Below are 17,142 nucleotides of genomic sequence, written 5' to 3' on the forward strand. Positions count from 1 at the left end.
GTTTATTGTTGTAGCGCTTTCTCCTTCACAGTGCCGGCGGTGACCACCTGCACACTCAAGCGCGGCGTCGCCAGGTCCAGCCCGGCTTCATCCAGATGACGCTTGAGCGACAGGTTGAACGCCCGCGACACTTCCCACTGCTTGATCGGCGCCGTCTTGAAGCGCGCACGTAGAATCGCACTGCCCGACTCGAAGCTCTCCACGCCCTGAATCTCCAGCGGCGACCAGATGTTGCGGCGCTGCAGTGGATCGTTGCGCATTTTCTGGCCGACATCGCGCATCAGCTTGATCGCGTCGTCGACTTCCATGTTGTAGGGGATCGCCACGCGGAAGATCGCGTAGCCGAACTCCCTCGAGTAGTTCTTGATGCTCTTGATCTCGCTGAACGGGATGGTGTGCACAATGCCGTCGATATCGCGCAGGCGCACGGTGCGGATGGTCAGGCCTTCCACCGTACCGAGGTGGCCACCGACATCTACATAGTCATCGATGGCCAGGGAGTCTTCGATGATGATGAACAGGCCGGTGATCAAGTCTGCCACCAGCGATTGCGCACCAAAGCCAATGGCCAGGCCAATCACACCGGCACCGGCCAGCAACGGCGTGACGTTCATGCCCATGTTCGCCAGGGCAACAATGGCAGCGATGATAAAGATGGTCACAAACAGCACGTTGCGGATCAACGGCATCATCGTCTGCGCGCGGGCATTGGCCAGGCCTTTGCGCGAGCGGGTGAGCGCGTGGTGGATCGCGGTGTCGCTGAGGATCCAGATCAGCCAGGCAAACAGCAGCGTGCCGCCGAGGCCGAACAGCTTGACGCTGATTTCATGCCCGTCGCCTTCGGTAAAGCGAATCAGCGACAGGCCCCAGACCCGCAGGCCCAGTTCGATAAACACCAGCCAGACCACCAGATGCGCCAGGGTATAGACGAAGCTCTTCAGCCGCTCGGAGTACAACGCATGGCGTTTGTGCCCGCGTTGCGGCTTAAGCGCATGGCGGCGAACAAGGCCATTGATCACCATGCACAACACCAACAAAACGGTGCACAGCAGCGACTGGCGCAATGCCGTGCTGGTATCGCCGGCAGACACGAAGGTGGCGAACAGCGAGATCCCCACCAGCAGCAAGGCCGGGATGTACCAGAAGGTGCCGACGATCTCGATGGTGTCGCTGAGCGCGCGGCGGGTCAGGCGGCGCGAGAGGGGTTGGTTACGGATCAAGTGCGCAATCGGCCGGCGGAAACGCAGGATAAAGACACCCGTGGACAGTGCCGCCATCACGTTGGCGATGGTCGCCGCCGTGTGGGCCAGGTGCTGGCCGAGCGCTGTGACCAGCCTGGGGTCATTCAAGGCTTCGCCAAAGGCGGCGAAACTGCCGATTAACCACAGCGGTCGGAAAGCCTGGTGGCGCAGGATATACAGCGCGCGGTGACGGTGCGGGCCGTCCAGTACAGAGAAGGCAATCACGCAGATCGCCGAGAAACAGGTGCCTACCACCAGCGCATAGGCCAGCACCATCGCCAAGGATTTACCCAGTGACGACGGCAGTGCGTAGCTCAGGTAAACCGTGATGATCAAGGCGATCAGCCATGGTCCCAATTTGCGTAGGGCGAATCGCACCATGTCCCAGGTACGCGGGTGTTGCGGCAGCTCTTCGGGCAGGCCGAAGCGCTCGCGTACGCGGTGGCTGAGCCAGATCAGCGCAGCGGCGAGCAGGCTCCACACGGCCAGGATCACGGCGAACCCGAAAATGATCGGCAGCCATTCATTGGCCGGCATGATCAACGCACTGAGTTCATCCTTGGCCTGGTCGACTTCGTTGGACCAACGCCCCAGTGGGCTGTCGGCGCCGTAGAACTGTGTTTCCAGGTTGGCCAGGGTGCCGCCGATCAAACCCAGCACGCCTTGCTCGGCGGCGGGTTGGGCTTTTTGCGTAGCGGCGCGCAGCTTCTTCAGGTCGCTGAGCAGTTGGGTGCGCTGCTGGTCGTTTTCGAGTGTTTTGATCACCTCGTCCAACGACTCGCCCAGGGGGACTTCGGCCTGGGGTTGGGCTTTGTTGGTGCTGCCCAGCAGGCCGGGCAAGCCCACGGCGTGGGCAGGTGTGAGCGGCAGCAGCGTGAGCAGGGCGATCAGGCAAAAGCAGGGCAGGGCAAACAGACGGGAAAGCACGAGCGGTCAACCTTGAAAACGACGAGTAAACCCGAGTGTACGAGGCCGCTATGCCAGATGCGAGTGCATTTGTCATTCGGCCAGTTTGGCGAGGATCTTGTACACCACGGTGCCCAGGATCAGCAGCATGCCGACCCACATACCAAACACGCCGAGGGGTTTTTCGCGAAAATTGAAGCCCACGGCCAGCATCATCATGCCGATCAGAATCGGGATAAGCATGGCGTGGAAAGAGGACATGGAGATCATGGTGCGACGGCCTTGTCGGAGTGGAAATACTGACAAGTCTAGGTCGGATTATGGGAAGTTGGGTTGATGCGTGTCAGATAGCGTTGGGAGTGTTTGAAGTCGCCATCGCAGGTAAGCCAGCTCCCACACTTGATTTGCGAATACCTTCAAGTGTGGGAGCTGGCTTGGCTGCGATGGGCGCGCCTCGGTATCAGGGCAAATCACGACTCGCGTAAAAAGCACCCAATACCTTCACCAAATGCGCCAGGTCATGGCTGCCGCACAGCTCACGAATGGAATGCATGGCAAACGTCGGCAGGCCGATGTCCACGGTGCGCACGCCCAGGTGGCTGGCGGTGATCGGGCCGATGGTGGAGCCGCAACCCATGTCGCTGCGCACCACAAAGCTCTGCACCGGCACTTCCTGTGCCATGCACAGGTGACGGAAGAACCCCGCGGTTTCGCTGTTGGTGGCGTAGCGCTGGTTGCTGTTGACCTTGATCACTGGGCCCGCGTTGAGCTTGGGGCCGTGATTGGCGTCGTGCTTCTCGGCGTAGTTTGGGTGTACGCCGTGGGCGTTGTCCGCAGACACCAACAGAGATTTCTGAATGGTGCGTACGAATTCATCACCTTCTGGCAGCAGGCGACGCAGGGTCTGTTCCAGCATCGGGCCATCCGCGCCGCACGCCGAGCAGGAGCCGACTTCTTCGTGGTCGTTGCACACCAGCACGCAGGTTTCATCGGTCTCGCTGGTGAGCAAGGCTTGCAGGCCGGCGTAGCACGACAGCAGGTTGTCGAGGCGCGCGCCGGCGATGAAGTCACCGTTCAGGCCAATCACGGCGGCGCTTTGGGTGTCGTAGAAGCTCAACTCGTAGTCCAGCACTACGTCGGCGTTCAGCCCGTGTTCCCGTGCCAGTTGCTCAGTGAGCACGGCACGGAAGTCCACGCGCTCGTCACCGGCAAATTGCGCGAGGATCGGCGGCAGCTCGGTCTGGGCATTGATCGCCCAACCTTGGTTGGCTTCACGGTTCAGGTGAATGGCCAGGTTGGGGATGATGGCGATGGGCAGCTTGAAATCAATCAACTGGCTTTCGACCTTGCCGTCGCGGCGGAAGGTCACGCGGCCAGCCAGGGACAGATCACGGTCGAACCACGGCGCCAGCAGTGCACCACCATAGACTTCCACCCCCAACTGCCAGAAACCCTGGCGTTGCAGCTCCGGCTGTGGCTTGACGCGCAGGCAGGGGCTGTCGGTGTGGGCGCCGACCAGGCGAATACCGCCCTGTAGCGGCGAATGGCGGCCAAGCTTGAAGGCAATGATCGAGGAATCGTTGCGGGTCACGTAATAGCGCCCGTTAGCTTCGGTGGTCCAGGTCTCGCGCTCGTCGAGACGCTGGAAACCGGCCGCTTCCAGGCGCTGGGCCAGGGCGGCAGTGGCATGAAAAGGAGTAGGGGAGGCCTTGAGGAAGTCGATCAGGCCTTGATTCAACGCTTCGCGCATAAGTAGCTCCAGACAGCAGTGCGCGGAGTTTACCGTATTGGTTTAACTCGGTGGCGAGAACTGATGCAGATCTGAATGTGAGAGCGGGCTTGCTCGCGAAGACGTCGGCCCAGCAAACATTGATGTTGACTGGCCTACCGCTTTCGCGAGCAAGCCCGCACATGTGATTGGGTTTGCAGTCTAAAACGGCGCGGGGCACTCGAAGCGCAGACGCTCGCCGCTTTGCGGATGCGTGAAGCTCAGCATGCTCGCGTGCAGGCACAGGCGCGGCCAGGCAGCCAAGGCTTGTTCGTGGGCATAAAGACCATCACCGAGCAACGGGTGACCAATCGACAGCATGTGCACACGCAACTGGTGCGAACGCCCGGTAATCGGCGTCAGCTCGACGCGGCACCAATCGCCGCAACGTTCCAGCACTTTCCAGAAGGTCAATGCATGCTTGCCAAACTCGTGGTCGACCACATGGCGCGGCTTGGTCGGCGGGTCGTAGCGCAGGGGCAGGTCGATGCTGCCGCTGTCCAGTTCCGGTTGGCCCCAGGCCAGTGCGGTGTAGGCCTTTTCGGTTTCGCGGTCGTGAAACTGGCGGGACAGTTCGCGGTGGGTATCGGCGTCCCGTGCCAGCAGAATGATCCCCGAGGTTTCCCAGTCCAGTCGATGGACGATGCGGGCTTCGGGATAGCCGTTTTCCTGCAGGCGGGTGATCAGGCAGTCCTTGTTGTCATCGGCACGGCCAGGCACCGAGAGCAGCAGGGTCGGCTTGTTCACCACCAGGACAGCGTCGTCCTGATGGAGGATGTGGATAGTAGACAACGGCATTAAACAGCCTCGCAACAAACGCCAACGGCGGCTCGCCCACCCGGCCCTTAAAAGGGATCAGGGTGATCGAGCCGCCGTGGCGGCCGCCTTTTCGATTAACGATCAGGCAGGGTGATATTGAGTTCCAGAATTGAGCAGCTGCCGTCATTTTCCAGGGCGACATGCACGTCATCGTTGCCGATATTGACGTACTTGCGGATTACCTCGACCAGTTCCTTCTGCAAGGCTGGCAGATAATCCGGCGTGCTGCGTTGGCCGCGTTCGTGCGCCACGATGATCTGTAGACGCTCTTTCGCTACCGACGCGGTACTTGGCTTTTTGTTGGCGCGAAAGAAGTCGAGAAATTTCATTGTTTAGTTGCCTCCAAAGATACGCTCGAAGAATCCCTTCTTCTTTACATCGAGGAAGCGGTGTTCCACGGTCTTGCCCAGCAAGCGATCGACGGCATCGCTGTACGCCTGGCCAGCGTCGCTCTGGTCGTCAAGAATCACCGGAACACCTTGGTTGGAAGCCTTCAGGACTGCCTGGGATTCTGGAATTACACCCAGCAGGGTCACTGCGAGGATGTCCTTCACGTCTTCAACACCGAGCATTTCGCCGTTGCTGACGCGCTCAGGGTTGTAACGGGTGAGCAGCAAGTGTTCCTTGATCGGGTCTTCGCCTTTTTCGGCGCGCTGGGACTTGCTGGCCAGCAGGCCGAGCATGCGGTCCGAGTCACGTACAGAGGAGACTTCCGGGTTGGTCACCACGATGGCCTCATCCGCGAAGTACATCGCCAGGTGAGCGCCGGTTTCGATACCGGCCGGCGAGTCGCAGACCACGTATTCGAAGGTTTCCTTCAGCTCGGCAAGGACTTTGCCTACTCCTTCTTTAGTCAGCGCTTCTTTGTCGCGAGTCTGGCTGGCGGCCAATACGTACAGGTTCTCAAGGCGCTTGTCCTTGATCAGGGCCTGTTGCAGGTTGGCTTCGCCGTTGACCACGTTGACAAAGTCATACACCACGCGGCGTTCGCAGCCCATGATCAGGTCGAGGTTACGCAAACCGACGTCGAAGTCGACGATAACTGTCTTGTGGCCGCGCAAGGCGAGGCCGGTACCGATAGCGGCGCTGGTGGTGGTCTTACCCACACCACCCTTGCCGGATGTAACCACGAGAATCTTGGCCAAGGTGTTTCACCCCTAAGGAAAAAGGACTTTTCGGTCCCTGAAAAACATCTCTTGGAACTCGCCGCAGGCGGACAGCCTTTGCAGGAAAAAGATGTGGTTTCCGCTGGGGAAACGCCAACTTCCAATTATTCCTACTCAAGTATTGCCGGTTTCGCTGTGCTATCAGAGTCTAGAGATGCTTGGAAAATGCGGCAGTATCCGTTAAAGACGGATGATGTTCAACACATCGCCCGACAGGTTGATCTGCACCGAAGCTCCCCACAGTGGATCACGGCGCAAATCTTCTGAAACCTTGTACTGGCCTGCGATTGACACTAGCTCTGCGGTCAACTGCTGGCAAAAAATACGCGCCTTGGTATCGCCCTTGATGCCGGCGAGGGCACGTCCGCGCATCGGGCCGTATACATGGATGTTGCCATCGGCAAGAAGTTCCGCCCCCGGGCTGACCGAGGAGATCACTACAAGGTCACCTCCCTGGGCGTAAATCTGCTGCCCGCCGCGTACGGGCGAGGTGATGATCTTTGTCGGCTTGATCGTCGGCTCCGGTGGGTTTTCCGGTTTTTTCTTCTCTTCACCGACCAATGGTTCAAGCGGTCGCTCGCGCGCGCCGGACGGTGGCAGTACTGGCAGTTCAATGGCGATAGCCGCAGCAATGTCTTCAATGCGGCTGGCGCGAATCGCCAACGTGCGCAGGCCATGGGAGCGACAGACGCGCATCAGGCCGGGCAGATCGATACTGCCTTGGCCGGCGGGCAGTTTGTCCAGCGCCAGCACCAGCGGGGCGTTGTTGAAAAAATTCGGCGCCAGGGCGACCTTGGCGGCCAGCTGGCGGTCCAGGGCCTCGAGGTCGTTACGGGCGAGTTCCAGCACGGTGATGGCGAGCATGCTGCCTTTCAGCTGGAACACGGGATCTTGGTCTAGCGGTTCGGTTTGGCTCATGGTCGGCAAAGCGGCTTGTCACGAAAAGTGTCGAGACTTATAACGAGAACACTCACCCGCCGCAAGCCGAGTCGAACCGTTGTAGAATGCGCGGCCCTTGTCTTTACCGGAATCTGTAATGGATCGCCCGCGTTTTCGAGCTGTTTTTTTTCACCCGCGCTTTTGGCTGTTATGGCTGGGGCTCGGCCTGCTGTGGCTGATTACCCAACTGCCATACCGCGCGCTGCTGACCATTGGTCGCCTGCTGGGTGCTGGCATGTACCGCGTGGCGGGCGAGCGTCGCCGTATCGCCGCGCGAAACCTGGAACTGTGCTTCCCGGAAAAATCCGCTAAAGAGCGTAAACATTTACTCAAGGAAAACTTTGCCTCCACCGGCATCGCCTTCTTTGAGATGGCCATGAGTTGGTGGTGGTCGCGCCAGCGCTTAGCGCGCCTGGCCCATGTCGAAGGCCTGGAACACCTCAAGCAGGCCCAACTGGATGGCAAGGGTGTGATCCTCATGGCCCTGCATTTCACCACCCTGGAAATCGGCGCGGCGCTGCTTGGCCAGAAGCACACCATTGATGGCATGTACCGCGAGCACGGCAACCCGTTGTTCGACTACATCCAGCGCCGTGGCCGTGAACGTCACAACCTCGATTCCCTGGCCGTGGAGCGTGAAGACGTGCGCGGTATGCTTAAGCTGCTGCGCGCTGGCCGCGCCATCTGGTACGCACCGGACCAGGACTACGGCGCGAAGCAAAGCATCTTTGTGCCGCTGTTCGGCATCCAGGCTGCCACCGTGCCCGCCACCAGTAAGTTCGCCAAGCTGGGCAAGGCGTTGGTCGTGCCGTTCACTCAACAGCGCCTCGTCGATGGCAGCGGTTACCGCCTGGTGATCCACCCGCCGCTGACTGACTTCCCTGGCGAAAGCGATGAAGTCGACTGCCTGCGTATCAACCAGTGGGTCGAAGCCTCGGTGCGTGAATGCCCTGAGCAATACCTGTGGACCCATCGCCGCTTCAAGAGCCGGCCACCGGGTGAACCCAAGCTGTACGAAAAACGCCGCTGATAAGACTGTTTTTTCCCCACATGGAGTGACGCAATGCGCCCAGTTGAACCGGTTACAGGCTTGATTCTTTCCGGCGGCGGGGCGCGAGCGGCTTATCAGGTGGGGGTGCTGGCGGCCATTGCAGAGTTGTTGCCGCCGGGGGCACCGAATCCTTTTCCGGTGATCGTCGGCACCTCGGCCGGCGCGATCAATGCGGTGAGCCTGGCCAGCGGCGCCATGGACTTCAGGGCCGCGATCCAACGTCTTACCGCCTTCTGGCAGGGCTTTCGTAGCCACCTGGTGTTGCGCAGTGATTGGCCGGGGGTGATTCGCCAAGCGAGCCGCTTCTTTATCCACAGTCTGCTGGGCCTGGGTGCCCGGGTGCCGGTGGCCTTGCTCAACAGCTCACCGTTACGCGACCTGTTGCAAGAGCGCTTGAACCTGGACGGCATCGACGAGGCCATCCGGCATAAACATCTGCACGCGGTAGCCGTGACGGCCTTTGGTTATGAGTCCGGGCAAGCGGTGACCTTTTATCAAAGCGGCGGCACCATCGACGCCTGGTTGCGCCATCGCCGTATCGGCATGCCCACTCAGTTGACCGTTGAACACCTGCTGGCCAGTTCGGCGATCCCTTTGCTGTTTGCGCCGGTCAAACTCGACCACGAGTTCTTTGGCGACGGCGCAGTGCGGCAATCGGCGCCCATCAGCCCGGCCCTGCATTTGGGCGCCAATCGCGTGCTGGTGGTCGGGGTCAGCGGTAACCCGCGTGGCAATGAACCGGCCGTGCAACGCACCTACACCGGCCAGGAGCCGACTCTGGCGCAGATCGGCGGGCACATGCTCAACAGCACGTTCATTGACAGCCTGGAAAGCGATATCGAATTGCTGGAGCGCTTGAATCAGTTCAGCCATTTCCAGCCGGCCGACAGCGCGGCTCAGGGCCTGGCGCCGGTTGAAGTGCTGGTGATTGCGCCCAGCCAGCCCATTGATGAGATCGCCGCGCGGCATCGCCAGGAATTGCCGGCGGCGTTGCGCTTGTTTTTACGCGGGCCGGGGGCGACCAAGACCAGCGGGGCAGGGGTGTTGAGTTACTTGCTGTTCGAGGCGGGGTATTGCAGCGAGTTGATTGAACTGGGGCGGCGGGATGCGTTGGCCAAGCGTGAGGAAATCACCCGGTTCCTCGGGTTGCCCCCGGTCTGAATGTGGGAGCGGGCTTGCTCCCACATAGGTTATGCGGTTAACGATCAGAAGTGATACTTGACCAAGAAGCTCGCCGTATCCTGCGTCGTCTTGAACGCACCCGAATCTTCAATCCCGTACTTGTTCTTCCAGTAGTCGTATTCAAAACCGACATACAACTGCTTGTCGCCCCAGTGCAGTGCCTTGCCCAAGTCATATTTGACCTGTGGGTTGAAGTGCAGGTTGGCGTGGTAAGTGCCACGGGCATTCTTGTCGTTGTCCACGACCCAGTCCATGAAGCCGTCGATCAACACGTCGGAGTTGCCCACCGGGATCGTGTACGACCAGACCGGCGTGATCTGCCAAACGCCATCACCCGGGCGATTGCCTTCGGTCTGGCGCTGGTAGAAGTTCAGCTGGAAGTAGTCGAAACCCGGAATGTTCAAATCGAAGCCAGGACCGACGAGGTACGATTCATTATCGCCTTCACCAAACTCGTAAGTCATCGCCAGCAATACATCCTTGATCGGACCAAAGGACAGGTCCTTGTCGAGCATCTTGCCAAACGACAAACGCGGGCTGAACTCGCCGTAATAAGTATTCGGGCCGACGTTGCCATCTTCCTTGCCGTTATAAAAGATGCGGTCGAGGAAGAAGAAGTTGTCGCCGTACTTCCAGGCATCGGCATGTTCGAACGTGACGGTTTGCTGGATCTGCGGGTTGACGGTGAAGCGCTTGCCCCACAAGTAAGTCAGGCTGTTGTTCTGCCACTGCAACAGGTCACCGGCCACGGCTTGGCCACCGGCCAGCAGGGATCCCGCCAGCATCAGGCCTTTGAACATAGGTTTCATTCGGTTGCTCCCGAGTTAAAGTTTTATGGTTTTTCTTCTACGCAGGCGCTCTGGTGTGGCGCCTTTTGGTCAGCTGCAAAAATCGTCTGTTCGGTCAGCTTTAGTGCAGTTAGCAAGAGCTGCGCCAAGGTGTTTGAAAAGCCAAAAAATCCCCGTCGGCTGCAGGGGATGCAGTCGAATTCAGGGGGCTTTTGCGCACGTTGGCCGAAGACATAAGGCCAGGATAAGTTGGCCTTGCAGTCAGCTTTTACAGTCGCTGTTTTTTTTTGAGTCGATTCGAGCGGGCGCGGAGAATACTGGCTCTTATGCCTGGGCTCAAGTGCGCTGTAACAGAGCGCGTGGGGCGAGAATGGGGCACGGCTTGTGGCCGGCCCCGGGTGAATGGCGTGCATGTCGTGGTCCCCAGTTTCGTTATTGTTTTTGTAAGAACGAAGGAATCAATGCGTAGGGGCGACGGCAGATCGTTCAGACCCGCCGAGGATGTTGAACAGGATATTCAGCGACAGCGCGCTGAGGGTGGCCATGGCGATGCCACTGTGGGTAATCGGGCTCATCCACAGCGGTAGTTGCGCGAAGAATTCCGGGCGCACCACAGGGATAAGGCCCATGCCGATACTCACCGCCACCAGCAGTTGGTTGCGACGGTCGGCGATATCGGCTTCCTGCAGGATTTTGATCCCGGTGGCCGCGACCATGCCGAACATGGCAATCGCCGCACCACCCAGCACCGCCGCAGGAATCGACGCCACCAGGTAAGCGGCTTTGGGTAGCAGGCTGAGCACAATAAGGAAGGCCCCGGCCATGATCGTCACCGAGCGGCAACGCACGCCGGTCATCTGCACCAGGCCGATGTTTTGTGCGAACGAAGAGTGGGTGAACGTGTTGAAGAACCCGGCAAAGAACGACGCGCCGGCATCGCACAACAAACCACGGCGCAGCATCTTCGGCGTAACGTCCTGGCCGGTGATCTTGCCCAGCGCGAGGAACATCCCGGTGGATTCGACAAAGATGATCACCACCACCAGGCACATCGACAGGATAGGCGCCAACTCGAACGTAGGCATGCCGAAGTGCAGCGGTGTCACCACTTGCACCCACGGTGCCTGGGCCAGGCCGCTGAGGTCGACCATGCCAAGCAGGCCGCACAAGGCGTAACCCAGGCCCATGCCGACCAGTACCGAAATGTTCACCCAGAAACCGCACATGAAGCGGTTGATCAACAAGATGGTGCCCAGTACCAGCGCAGCAATCGCCAGGTAGATCGGCGAACCAAATGTTGCAGCGGCACTGCCGCCCCCGGCCCAGTTCACGGCGACCGGAAAGAGTGAGAGGCCAATCGCGGTGATCACGGTGCCGGTCACCAAGGGCGGGAAAAAGCGGACGATCTTGGACATGAATGGCGCGATCAACATACCGAAGAACCCGGCGGCGATGGTCGCGCCGAAGATACCCTGCAAGCCGATACCGGGCATGCCGGCCATGGCGACCATGCTGCCGACAGCGGCGAAACTGGCGCCCATCATCACCGGCATGCGGATGCCCACCGGGCCGATGCCGAACGACTGCACCAGCGTGGCAATGCCGGCTACCAGCAGGTCGGCGTTGATCAGGAAAGCGATTTCTTCACGGCTTAAGCCGGCGGCCTGGCCAATGATCAGGGGCACGGCGACGGCGCCGCCGTACATCAGCAAGACGTGTTGCAGGCCTACCAGAATCAGTTGCAAGAGGGGCAGCCGCACCATCGCGGGCACGGCAGGAATCTGCGGTTCGACTAACTCGGTCATGCAACACCTCGGATCTTTTTTATTTTTGTGTTGTGTGGAACGCACTCTTCAAAACACTGCAGGTCTCAAGTGTGGGAGCTGGCTTGCCTGCGATAGCAGTGTGTCAGTCACCGGATGAGTTGCTGACTCACCGCCATCGCAGGCAAGCCAGCTCCCACATTGATTCTGTGTGAATCAGTCGGTTAGTTGGTACGCGCCCCCTGGTTGATCCAGGTACCAATCAAATCCCGCTCCTGCTGGGTCATCTGGGTGATGTTGCCCAGCGGCATGATCTGGCTCGCCACGGCTTGCGCTTGAATACGCGCGGCCTGCTGCTGGATCTGCGCCGGTGTATCAAACATCACCCCGGCCGGAGCAGTGCTGAACAGCGGGCTGGTGGGCTTGGCCGAATGGCACACGGTGCAGCGCTGTTCGATCACATGGTGAACCTGGCCAAAATCCGTGGTGGCCTGGGCGGGCACGGGCTCAGCAGCCGGAGCAGCAGGCGCGGCGGGCTTCAAGCCGCCACCCAATGCCGTTTCCGGCAGCGGCTGGTACTCAATGGCCGCCGGTGCCTTGGCCACTTCGGCGACGGGCTTGGGACCGGTCACATACGCCAGGCAAATCATCGCCAACGCACCCACCGGCAAGGTCCACGCGTACTTCTGGCTGTTATGCCGGGTGTTGAAGTAGTGCCGCACCAACACCGCCGCCACCGCGATGCCCGCCAGGATCAGCCAGTTGTATTGGCTGCCGTAGGTGCTCGGGAAGTGGTTGCTGATCATGATGAACAGCACTGGCAAGGTGAAGTAGTTGTTGTGACGCGAACGCAGCAACCCTTTGGCGGGCAGTGCCGGATCCGGCGTGCGGTTTTGCGCGATAGCCGCCACCAGCGCGCGTTGCGCCGGCATGATGATGCGGAACACGTTACCGACCATGATGGTGCCGATTATCGCGCCAACGTGCAGGTACGCACCGCGCCCGCTGAACACCTTGCTGAAGCCATAGGCTGCCGCAATCAACAGCACAAACAGGATAAAACCAAGCAGGGCAGGGCGTTTGCCCAGGGCCGAGTCGCAGAGGAAGGAGTAGATGAACCAGCCGGCGAACAGTGAGCCAATGCCCAGCAATACGCCTTCGGTGCCGCTGAGCGTGCTGCCGGGGGCGAGCAGGTACAGCGTCGGGTTGAGGTAGAACACCACGCACAGCAGCGCGACACCCGACATCCAGGTGAAATAGGCTTCCCATTTGAACCAGTGCAGGTTGTCCGGCATGGTCGGTGGGGCCAGTTTGTATTTTTCCAGGTGGTAGATACCGCCACCGTGGATCGCCCACAAGTCACCGGCCAGTCCGTTTTTGGGGTTGACGCGGTTGAGGTTGTTTTCCAGCCAGACGAAGTAGAAAGAAGCGCCGATCCACGCGACGCCAGTGATCATATGAACCCAGCGCACGCTCAGGTTCAGCCATTCCAACAGATGTGCTTCCACAGTCTTTACCTCTCGCCTGTCACCCTTGTTGTCGGGTGATCCGGCCTTCTCTTATTGGTGGGGGGCGAGGATCAACCGCTCATCCTCTTCAAAAAAATGCTCATCGCAGTTATTGCCTGTGCCACTGCGATCAACCACCAGGAAGTCATCCCGCTTTTCGATCGTCAGCACCGGGTGGTGCCAGACGCCGCGATGGTAATTAATGCCCTGCCTGCCGTTGGTGACGAAGGCGCGGACCAAACCTGATACAGGTGCATCGCCAAGTGGCGCGACCACGATCAGAAAAGGGTTGCCGAGCAGCGGTATGAACGCCTGACTGCCCAGCGGGTGTCGTTCCAGCATGCACACGGTCAGCGGCATGTCCTGCGCGTCGGCGCGGAAGATGCTGATGATCGCGTTGTCCTCAGGCTGTGCGGTTTCGACCGTCGCCAGCTTGTGAAAGCGCATGGTCGACCCGTTGTTGATCATGAAGTGATCGCTGCCATCGGTTTCGATAACGTCTCCGAAAGGGGCGAAGGCTTCTTTGGTCAGGGGTTCGATCATCAATGTGCGCATGGCTGTCTCTTATCCGAATGCTGTGTTGTTGGGTCTATCGTCATCGCAGGCAAGCCAGCTCCCACCTTTGGAATGCATTCCCCCTGTGGGAGCTGGCTTGCCTGCGATTGGGTTCAGCGCTTACTTGGCGACCTTGCCCAAAACGCGCAAGCGACTCACACCACCATCCGGGAACACATTCAGGCGGATGTGGGTAATCGGCCCCAGTGCCTTGATCTGCTCGGCGAAGGTGTGTTCGGCGTGCATTTCCAGCTTTTGCGCCGGCAACAGTTCGCGCCAGAACAGTGATTGGGTTTCGATCTGGCTGTCGGTCCCGCCCTTCACGAACGCGCCCTGGATCGAGCATGTGTCCGGGTAGTTGCCCTTGAAGTGCAGGGTGTCGACGATGATCTTCTCGATCGCGCCTGGGTGGCCCAGGGCGACGATCACCCAGTCATTGCCCGGTGTACGACGACGTGCGGTTTCCCAGCCGTCGCCCATGTTGATGCCACGGCCTGGGTTGAGGATGTTGCTCATGCGGCCGAAGTGTTCATCGGAGCACGCCAGCGCGCGACCTCCGTTGAGCGCCGAGGCCAGGTCGACTTGTTCGTTGTCGCCGACCGAGGACCAGTCGCGGAATGGGATGCCGTACACACGTAGACGCGCCACGCCGCCATCCGGGTAGATGTTGAAGCGCAGGTGGCTGTAGGCCTGGTCGTTGTTGATCTCGTGGTAGTGGTGGCTGTTGCCTTGCAGCTCGACGGCCGACAGCACTTCCACCCACTGGGTGTTTTCGTCCGGGTCGCCCGAGGCCAGGAAGCAGGCTTCCAGCGACGCCGACGGCGGGTAGTTGCCGGTGAAGAATGAGGTGTCGATGTCCACGCCCTTGATCGAGCCAGGTACGCCCAGGCGAATGACCGCGCTGTCGTAGCCTTCGAAGCGCTTGCGGCGTGACTCCCAGCCGTCCATCCACTTGCCGTTGTCATCGAAAACGCCCTCCTTCCACACGGCCGGGGTCGGCTGGAACAGGCGGTTGGCGTCAGCGAACCAGTCATCGGTCACCGAAAGGATCTTGGTGCCCAGACGGGCGTCGGCCAGGTTGACGAACTTCTCGAAAGGTACGGCGTAAGCTTTCATTCTTCTTGTCTGCCTTAGATAGAGTGGCTGGGGATGGTCGTTTAGAGGGTCAGTAATCGGAGCAACGCGATCTTGTTGATCTCGGCCAGTGCGCAGTTGAACTCGGCGTCTGCCGAATGGTGGATGCGTGTTTCGAACGCGGCCAGGATCTGATGCCGGTTGCTGCCTTTTACCGCCATGATGAAGGGAAACTTGAACGTGGCCTTGTAGGCGTCGTTCAGCTCGGTGAAGCGTGAGAACTCTTCGGCCGTGCATTGGTGAATACCCGCGCCGGCTTGTTCATCGGTGCTGGCTTGGGTCAGTTGGCCCTGGACGGCGGCTTTGCCGGCCAGGTCCGGGTGAGCGTTGATCAGGGCCAGTTGACTGGCCTGATCGGCGCTCAACAGGATATCGCTCATGCGCTGGTGCAGGGTTTCGATCTCGTCGATCGAAGCGTCCTGGCCCAGGTCGAAGGCCTTCTCGGCTACCCATGGCGAATGTTCGTAGATGTCGGCGAAGGCGGCGACGAATTCATCGCGACTCAGGGTCGACGGCTTAAGGGTTTGGAACGCGGTCATTTCGCTGCTCCCGTGTACGGGTGGGTTTCGTGCCAGTGACGGGCAATGTCCACGCGGCGGGTGAACCACACGTGTTCGTGACCTTTGGCGTACTCGAGAAACCGCTTCAACGAAGCCAGGCGCGCAGGGCGGCCGATCAGGCGGCAATGCAGGCCGATGGAAAGCATCTTCGGCGCCTCGTCCCCTTCGGCGTAGAGTACGTCGAAGGCGTCCTTGAGGTATTCGAAAAAGTCATCGCCCTTGTTGAAACCCTGCACCTGGGTGAAGCGCATGTCATTGGTGTCTAGGGTGTAGGGGATCACCAGGTGCGGCTTGCCGGTAGGGTTGTTAGGTTCCCAATAGGGCAGGTCGTCGTCGTAGGTGTCGCAGTCATACAGGAAACCGCCTTCCTCCATCACCAGCCGGCGGGTATTCGGGCCAGTGCGCCCGGTGTACCAGCCCAATGGGCGCTCGCCGGTGAGTTCGGTGAGGATGCGGATGGCTTCGAGCATGTGCTCGCGCTCCTGGGCCTCGTCCATGTATTGGTAGTCGATCCAGCGGTAGCCGTGGCTGCAGATTTCGTGACCGGCCTCGACCATCGCGCGGATCACGTCCGGGTGACGCTGGGCGGCCATGGCCACGGCGAAGACGGTCAGTGGAATATCGAATGCTTTAAACAGCTTGAGGATGCGCCACACGCCGGCGCGGCTGCCGTATTCGTACAGCGACTCCATGCTCATGTTGCGCGCGCCTTGCAGCGGCTGTGCCGAAACCATTTCCGACAGGAAGGCTTCAGACTCTTTGTCACCGTGCAAAATATTGCGCTCGCCGCCTTCTTCGTAATTGAGTACGAAAGACAACGCGATGCGCGCCTTGCCCGGCCAGTGGGGGTGAGGAGGGTTACTGCCGTAACCGATCAGGTCGCGTGGGTAGTCAGCGCTCACTGCAGTCTTCCTTCTTGTGCGTGATCATTCATGTGGCGGCCGGGCAGTGAAAAGACTGGGTGGCGTCACAGCGATGAGTGATTGTATACAACTTATCGGCAACTTTGTAAGCCTGCATTTCTGCATTTTTTCCGCAGGGCTCTGTGTAAAGGGTGTAGCAAGAAACTTGCCTGACTGGTCAGCTAATGGACAAAAGGTCTTTTAAAAGCAAGGATTACCCATCGATCAGTCTGTCGAGCATCAGCGACGTGCTGATCCAAAGCTTTGTGGTTTTTATTGTGTACAATTTTTTTAAAAAGTGTCTTAATCAGCCATCGCCGGCTTTTTCGATGCCCTGAAAAAGTGCGGATCACTCTTCTACTGACCACGGGAGGCGCGTAGACGCCATGGGACGCTTGACCACACACGTTTTGGACGCCGCACACGGCTGCCCCGGCAGCGCGATCAAGGTTGAACTGTATCGCGTCGAAGGCACTCTGCTTGAGCGGGTCGCTACCACCGTGACCAACAGCGACGGCCGCTGCGACGCACCATTGCTGCAAGGCGACGACTACCGCAGCGGTGTCTACCAGCTGCAATTCAGCGCCGGTGATTACTACCGCGCCCGTGGCGTGCAATTGCCTGAACCGGCGTTTCTCGATGTGGTGGTGTTGCGTTTTGGCATCAGCGCCGAACAGGATCACTACCATGTCCCACTGTTGATTTCGCCTTACAGCTATTCCACCTACCGCGGTAGCTGAGCGTCACCTCGCTTCACACCCCCAAAGCTCTTCGTTGGTTTTTCGCCCGCCCACACTGCGGGCTTTTTTTGCCTGCAATGGGCTCAATTATCTAGCGTCTTCTGACCGCCTGCGTTGCTT

At 59.7% G+C, this 17,142-nt stretch carries 18 protein-coding genes; 3 read left to right on the top strand and 15 right to left on the bottom strand.

The genetic code is table 11. From position 1 onward, the window contains the following. Window positions 1-2: 2 nt before the first annotated feature. From AACY30_RS04260 to minC, 7 genes are all read right to left on the bottom strand, one after another. Complete coding sequence (locus tag AACY30_RS04260) at window positions 3-2,168, bottom strand: mechanosensitive ion channel family protein (protein WP_339539827.1); 2,166 nt, start codon at window positions 2,166-2,168, stop codon at window positions 3-5. Window positions 2,169-2,240: 72 nt separating this feature from the next. After that, window positions 2,241-2,408, bottom strand: a complete 168-nt coding sequence (locus tag AACY30_RS04265) for a hypothetical protein (protein WP_339416775.1) — start codon at window positions 2,406-2,408, stop codon at window positions 2,241-2,243. Between the two features lie 199 nt (window positions 2,409-2,607). After that, window positions 2,608-3,897, bottom strand: a complete 1,290-nt coding sequence (locus AACY30_RS04270; RefSeq protein ID WP_339468199.1) for a M18 family aminopeptidase — start codon at window positions 3,895-3,897, stop codon at window positions 2,608-2,610. Between the two features lie 180 nt (window positions 3,898-4,077). Continuing rightward, window positions 4,078-4,713, bottom strand: a complete 636-nt coding sequence (locus tag AACY30_RS04275; RefSeq protein ID WP_027603908.1) for an RluA family pseudouridine synthase — start codon at window positions 4,711-4,713, stop codon at window positions 4,078-4,080. A gap of 95 nt (window positions 4,714-4,808) precedes the next feature. Beyond that, the gene (gene minE / locus AACY30_RS04280; RefSeq protein ID WP_003175252.1) at window positions 4,809-5,063 is read right to left on the bottom strand and encodes a cell division topological specificity factor MinE; all 255 of its coding nucleotides are present in this window, start codon (window positions 5,061-5,063) and stop codon (window positions 4,809-4,811) included. 3 nt (window positions 5,064-5,066) lie between these two features. Continuing rightward, entirely contained in the window at window positions 5,067-5,879 is an 813-nt protein-coding gene (gene minD, locus AACY30_RS04285; protein WP_339416537.1) for a septum site-determining protein MinD, read from the bottom strand. Window positions 5,880-6,080: 201 nt separating this feature from the next. Then, window positions 6,081-6,818, bottom strand: coding sequence for a septum site-determining protein MinC (gene minC / locus AACY30_RS04290; RefSeq protein WP_339468201.1), 738 nt, complete (start codon window positions 6,816-6,818; stop codon window positions 6,081-6,083). Window positions 6,819-6,936: 118 nt separating this feature from the next. Here minC and AACY30_RS04295 point away from each other — a divergent pair, with 118 nt between their 5' ends. Both AACY30_RS04295 and AACY30_RS04300 read left to right on the top strand, forming a co-directional pair. After that, window positions 6,937-7,869 (top strand): lipid A biosynthesis lauroyl acyltransferase, encoded by a 933-nt coding sequence (locus tag AACY30_RS04295; protein ID WP_339468203.1) that lies wholly within the window; start codon window positions 6,937-6,939, stop codon window positions 7,867-7,869. Between the two features lie 33 nt (window positions 7,870-7,902). After that, the gene (locus tag AACY30_RS04300) at window positions 7,903-9,051 is read left to right on the top strand and encodes a patatin-like phospholipase family protein (protein ID WP_339468205.1); all 1,149 of its coding nucleotides are present in this window, start codon (window positions 7,903-7,905) and stop codon (window positions 9,049-9,051) included. A gap of 44 nt (window positions 9,052-9,095) precedes the next feature. On the opposite strand, the gene AACY30_RS04305 is transcribed toward AACY30_RS04300, so the two are convergent. The 8 genes from AACY30_RS04305 to puuE form a co-directional block, all read right to left on the bottom strand. Beyond that, window positions 9,096-9,881 (bottom strand): outer membrane protein OmpK, encoded by a 786-nt coding sequence (locus AACY30_RS04305; protein ID WP_339539829.1) that lies wholly within the window; start codon window positions 9,879-9,881, stop codon window positions 9,096-9,098. 23 nt (window positions 9,882-9,904) lie between these two features. Then, on the bottom strand, window positions 9,905-10,273 hold the full coding sequence (locus AACY30_RS04310; RefSeq protein WP_339468210.1) for a hypothetical protein: 369 nt from the start codon (window positions 10,271-10,273) through the stop codon (window positions 9,905-9,907). Window positions 10,274-10,318: 45 nt separating this feature from the next. Next, window positions 10,319-11,665: a nucleobase:cation symporter-2 family protein gene (locus AACY30_RS04315; protein WP_339468212.1), complete on the bottom strand. Its 1,347-nt coding sequence runs from the start codon at window positions 11,663-11,665 to the stop codon at window positions 10,319-10,321. Between the two features lie 182 nt (window positions 11,666-11,847). After that, the gene (locus AACY30_RS04320) at window positions 11,848-13,131 is read right to left on the bottom strand and encodes a urate hydroxylase PuuD (RefSeq protein ID WP_339468214.1); all 1,284 of its coding nucleotides are present in this window, start codon (window positions 13,129-13,131) and stop codon (window positions 11,848-11,850) included. Window positions 13,132-13,182: 51 nt separating this feature from the next. Then, complete coding sequence (locus tag AACY30_RS04325) at window positions 13,183-13,686, bottom strand: ureidoglycolate lyase (RefSeq protein ID WP_065873378.1); 504 nt, start codon at window positions 13,684-13,686, stop codon at window positions 13,183-13,185. A gap of 120 nt (window positions 13,687-13,806) precedes the next feature. Next, entirely contained in the window at window positions 13,807-14,802 is a 996-nt protein-coding gene (gene alc / locus AACY30_RS04330) for an allantoicase (protein WP_339539832.1), read from the bottom strand. Between the two features lie 41 nt (window positions 14,803-14,843). Then, the gene (gene uraD, locus AACY30_RS04335) at window positions 14,844-15,359 is read right to left on the bottom strand and encodes a 2-oxo-4-hydroxy-4-carboxy-5-ureidoimidazoline decarboxylase (RefSeq protein ID WP_339468216.1); all 516 of its coding nucleotides are present in this window, start codon (window positions 15,357-15,359) and stop codon (window positions 14,844-14,846) included. Continuing rightward, window positions 15,356-16,282: an allantoinase PuuE gene (gene puuE / locus AACY30_RS04340; protein WP_339468217.1), complete on the bottom strand. Its 927-nt coding sequence runs from the start codon at window positions 16,280-16,282 to the stop codon at window positions 15,356-15,358. The genes uraD and puuE overlap by 4 nt, the downstream gene beginning before the upstream one ends. 386 nt (window positions 16,283-16,668) lie before the next feature. Between puuE and uraH the strand changes: the two genes are divergently transcribed. Beyond that, entirely contained in the window at window positions 16,669-17,022 is a 354-nt protein-coding gene (gene uraH, locus AACY30_RS04345; RefSeq protein ID WP_339468219.1) for a hydroxyisourate hydrolase, read from the top strand. Window positions 17,023-17,142 lie beyond the last annotated feature (120 nt).

The organism is Pseudomonas sp. RA_5y_Pfl1_P24, assembly GCF_963970945.1.
In the GTDB taxonomy this organism is placed as follows: domain Bacteria; phylum Pseudomonadota; class Gammaproteobacteria; order Pseudomonadales; family Pseudomonadaceae; genus Aquipseudomonas; species Aquipseudomonas tritici.

Coding starts and splice junctions, on each gene's coding strand:
- AACY30_RS04265 (WP_339416775.1), bottom strand. CDS start 2,408: ATGTCCTCTTTCCACGCCATGCTTATCCCGATTCTGATCGGCATGATG.
- AACY30_RS04270 (WP_339468199.1), bottom strand. CDS start 3,897: ATGCGCGAAGCGTTGAATCAAGGCCTGATCGACTTCCTCAAGGCCTCC.
- AACY30_RS04275 (WP_027603908.1), bottom strand. CDS start 4,713: ATGCCGTTGTCTACTATCCACATCCTCCATCAGGACGACGCTGTCCTG.
- minE (WP_003175252.1), bottom strand. CDS start 5,063: ATGAAATTTCTCGACTTCTTTCGCGCCAACAAAAAGCCAAGTACCGCG.
- minC (WP_339468201.1), bottom strand. CDS start 6,818: ATGAGCCAAACCGAACCGCTAGACCAAGATCCCGTGTTCCAGCTGAAA.
- AACY30_RS04295 (WP_339468203.1), top strand. CDS start 6,937: ATGGATCGCCCGCGTTTTCGAGCTGTTTTTTTTCACCCGCGCTTTTGG.
- AACY30_RS04300 (WP_339468205.1), top strand. CDS start 7,903: ATGCGCCCAGTTGAACCGGTTACAGGCTTGATTCTTTCCGGCGGCGGG.
- AACY30_RS04305 (WP_339539829.1), bottom strand. CDS start 9,881: ATGAAACCTATGTTCAAAGGCCTGATGCTGGCGGGATCCCTGCTGGCC.
- AACY30_RS04310 (WP_339468210.1), bottom strand. CDS start 10,273: ATGCACGCCATTCACCCGGGGCCGGCCACAAGCCGTGCCCCATTCTCG.
- AACY30_RS04315 (WP_339468212.1), bottom strand. CDS start 11,665: ATGACCGAGTTAGTCGAACCGCAGATTCCTGCCGTGCCCGCGATGGTG.
- AACY30_RS04325 (WP_065873378.1), bottom strand. CDS start 13,686: ATGCGCACATTGATGATCGAACCCCTGACCAAAGAAGCCTTCGCCCCT.
- alc (WP_339539832.1), bottom strand. CDS start 14,802: ATGAAAGCTTACGCCGTACCTTTCGAGAAGTTCGTCAACCTGGCCGAC.
- uraD (WP_339468216.1), bottom strand. CDS start 15,359: ATGACCGCGTTCCAAACCCTTAAGCCGTCGACCCTGAGTCGCGATGAA.
- uraH (WP_339468219.1), top strand. CDS start 16,669: ATGGGACGCTTGACCACACACGTTTTGGACGCCGCACACGGCTGCCCC.